Source organism: Paenibacillus violae (genome assembly GCF_032461945.1).
In the GTDB taxonomy this organism is placed as follows: domain Bacteria; phylum Bacillota; class Bacilli; order Paenibacillales; family NBRC-103111; genus Paenibacillus_E; species Paenibacillus_E violae.
In genome coordinates, this window is sequence record NZ_JAWCUD010000031.1 from 1 (window position 1) to 2,571 (window position 2,571).

At 40.0% G+C, this 2,571-nt stretch carries 4 protein-coding genes; 3 read left to right on the forward strand and 1 reads right to left on the reverse strand.

The features are described 5' to 3' along the window. Positions 1 to 293: 293 nt before the first annotated feature. The 3 genes from RQP52_RS36340 to RQP52_RS36350 all read left to right on the forward strand — a co-directional run bounded on the left by RQP52_RS36340 (position 294) and on the right by RQP52_RS36350 (position 1,574). Positions 294 to 581: an immunity 53 family protein gene (locus tag RQP52_RS36340; protein WP_315956293.1), complete on the forward strand. Its 288-nt coding sequence runs from the start codon at positions 294 to 296 to the stop codon at positions 579 to 581. A gap of 176 nt (positions 582 to 757) precedes the next feature. After that, positions 758 to 1,120 carry a hypothetical protein gene (locus RQP52_RS36345; protein ID WP_315956294.1) on the forward strand — a complete coding sequence of 121 codons (363 nt, stop codon included), beginning with the start codon at positions 758 to 760 and terminating at the stop codon, positions 1,118 to 1,120. 154 nt (positions 1,121 to 1,274) lie between these two features. Continuing rightward, a complete protein-coding gene (locus RQP52_RS36350; RefSeq protein WP_315956295.1) occupies positions 1,275 to 1,574 on the forward strand; it encodes an immunity 53 family protein in 300 nt (99 codons plus the stop codon). 170 nt (positions 1,575 to 1,744) lie between these two features. Here RQP52_RS36350 and RQP52_RS36355 read toward each other — a convergent pair whose 3' ends face one another. Further along, positions 1,745 to 2,176, reverse strand: a complete 432-nt coding sequence (locus RQP52_RS36355) for a VOC family protein (protein ID WP_315956296.1) — start codon at positions 2,174 to 2,176, stop codon at positions 1,745 to 1,747. Positions 2,177 to 2,571: the final 395 nt, after the last annotated feature.

The following is a 2,571-nucleotide window of genomic DNA, read 5'->3' on the forward strand; positions in this document are numbered from 1 at the left end:
ATAGTAGAGCGTCCTCCTGGATGATGGAATTAAAGGGCTTTTGACCCGTTGCGTACTTCCATCGTACCGAGGCGCTCGTTTTTTTACAAAGCTGAAATTTATCCATCTACAGGAATCTAACGGAAAACGTTTGTTCAAACAAAACCAGGGAGCAGATTGCCGCGGCAACTGCTCTTTTTGTCATTAAGCTATTGGGCAGATTTCATTAGCGATACGTGCGATAATGTGTTGTGTAGGATGGGCTTAAAAGATGAGTTCGAAAGCAGGTAACGTAGTCAAGGGAGTGAGATCAAGTGGATATAATTCAATGGTTAGAAGAGTGGTACTTATCCCAATGTGATGGCGATTGGGAACATGGTTATGGTATTAAAATAGAGACACTTGATAACCCAGGTTGGGGGGTTGAGATAAATTTAATGGATACTTATTTAGAAAATAAGGATTTCACAAGTGTACAAGTTGAGCGTAATGATGATGATTGGCTTTTTTGTAAAGTTGAGAATAATACCTTTACTGCATCAGGAGGACCAAAGAATTTACATGAGATTTTAGTCAAATTTAAGGAATGGTCTACAATCTGATCGAACAAACGTAAGAACGAAAGCTCAAACATGACATGACGGCAGCCGGAACTGATCGGCTGCCGTTGTCCGTTAAACTAAAGGGCAGGTTAACGTGGTGCCCATCTTGAATATAAACGATAATTTATTTGCCTTAATTGCTAATAGGCCACTTCTTTAAGGAAAGCAGGTAGCGTATGAAACTGAAAGGGACTATGACAGAACAAGCATATCGACAAGAATTAATCGCTTCAAAATTTCATTTGTTCAATGATATATCCATGAGTAGGTTTTTAAATATAATTAGAATGACGTTTCCCGAGATGAAGACAGCGCACACTTTATCTTGGACACCTGAACAAGGTGAGGATATAATCAGTTTCCTTGTAGATACTCACTCTATTATTAAGATTGAACTTGACCGTTATGATAACACAATTGAACCAATAGTCGATGTGTATCCAATTGAGGATTGGATGAAAGGACATAGTAAAACTTATCAGATTAAAATTGCAGTAGGATTTGAATTGGCCAAGAATGATTTAGTACAAGGCAATTAAGGTAATAGCAAAAACAAGCTTGTTGAACTACGGAGAACGTTAGTTCAAACATACTATGAGTAGATCGGCGGGAAGCGCTCTTTTTGTCGTTAGTTATTGGGCAGGTAGTGAAGTTACTCTGTGGAATAGAGGAGAATTTAAGGGAGGTTTATGGATGAATGTATTAAAATGGTTGGAAAATTGGTATACAAATAATTGTGATGGAGATTGGGAGCATGGTTACGGAGTTAAAATTACAACTCTTGATAACCCAGGATGGGCAATTGACATCAGAGTGGAAGATACAGAACTAGAGGATAGAACGTTCGATGACTTGATTATCGACCGCTCTGAAACTGATTGGGTTCGCTGTAAAGTTATTGATAATGTATTTAAGGGTAGAGGCGGAAGTAATAACTTAGAAGAATTGATTATTGTTTTTCAGGAGTGGTCTTCCTTAAGTGAAAACAAATAATGAATTTCTAAATTATTGAATGCGTGGTCGATTGCGCTAACTGGGAACGAGTTGAACATTCAACAAGAAAAAGGCTGCCGGCAATGTACGGCAGCCTTTCGTTCACCTAACAGGCAGGTTTGTGTAGAGTTGAGAGTAAATAAAGGGAACTGCATTTAGTGCTTATTTCGTTACCTCGCTCCAAAACTATCGGGACTTACATCACGAATGTGCTTCGAGAACTCCCACAAATGACCTTCAGGATCTTTAGCTGAATATAGACGCTCGCCGTATTCTGTGTCAAAAAGCTCTTGTACGATTTGGGCTCCCAAAGTTTTTACATGGCGATAGTGTTCATCGACATCATCGACGAATACCATAAGTGAATGCGTAGCATTGACAAGTTTGGATTGGCTGGTCCGATTTCTACCTGAATCTTTGAGCATGACCCAGGCATCGCCGTGATACATCATTACACCATGTAACTGCCCATGGGAAAGCTCGATACGGTAATATTCAATGAAACCAAAGACTTTGATCAACCAAGTAACCGCTTCAGCCAAGTTATCATAATAGACGTGTGGAAGAATGCAATTGGTTGGTACGGATCTGTTTTTAATCATGTAATGCCCTCCGAACGCATTTAGTTAGAATTTTGTCCATTGCTGCTTATTAAAGATTGTAGCACAGTTAGAGAAAGACTGCTGCTGACATAAGTACCGCTGAGGAATAGAAGGTTAGTCTCCTGGCAATTTTTTATCGATGGTAGAGAAAAAGGTTGATAAATGCCGAGATTATGACTCGATTATATATACCACGAACTGCGCTAACGGGGAACGTTAGTTCAATCACAACAAGACGGCAGCCGGCATACTAACGGCTGCCGTTGTCCGTAGAACCTTCCTGTAGGACCTAAGAAATGGTCTTTGTCAAAAAAGGAGCGCCTCGGTATGATGGGTTTGTCCACGGGTTTGAAACCCAACACCATCAAGGAGGCGCTCTTTATGAAGTTTAAGCA

Coding starts and splice junctions, on each gene's coding strand:
- RQP52_RS36345 (WP_315956294.1), top strand. CDS start 758: ATGAAACTGAAAGGGACTATGACAGAACAAGCATATCGACAAGAATTA.
- RQP52_RS36350 (WP_315956295.1), top strand. CDS start 1,275: ATGAATGTATTAAAATGGTTGGAAAATTGGTATACAAATAATTGTGAT.
- RQP52_RS36355 (WP_315956296.1), bottom strand. CDS start 2,176: ATGATTAAAAACAGATCCGTACCAACCAATTGCATTCTTCCACACGTC.